Source organism: Burkholderia sp. KCJ3K979 (genome assembly GCF_016759955.1).
GTDB lineage: Bacteria > Pseudomonadota > Gammaproteobacteria > Burkholderiales > Burkholderiaceae > Burkholderia > Burkholderia orbicola.
Genome location: NZ_JACFYV010000505.1, coordinates 1 through 303, shown reverse-complemented (window position 1 = coordinate 303; position 303 = coordinate 1). Strand labels below are relative to the sequence as shown.

Genomic DNA, 303 nt, shown 5'->3' with positions numbered 1-303 from the left:
CGTCGCCGCACGTGCTGCCGGGCTCGCGCGACGGCTTCCGGATGGGCGACGCGAAGCTGGTCGACACGATGATCGTCGACGGCCTGTGGGACGTGTACAACCAGTACCACATGGGCATCACGGCGGAAAACGTCGCGAAGGAATACGGGATCACGCGCGAAGAGCAGGACGCATTCGCGGCGCTGTCGCAGAACAAGGCGGAAGCCGCGCAGAAGGCCGGCCGTTTCAATGACGAGATCGTGCCGGTGTCGATCCCGCAACGCAAGGGCGAGCCGCTGCAGTTCGCGACCGACGAGTTCGTGC

The 303-nt window shown here is 65.7% G+C and carries 1 pseudogene; it reads left to right on the top strand.

Features of this window, described 5'->3' with window-relative positions:
- Window positions 1–303 (top strand): annotated as a pseudogene (locus tag H3O04_RS35845) (acetyl-CoA C-acetyltransferase); the annotation flags it as partial.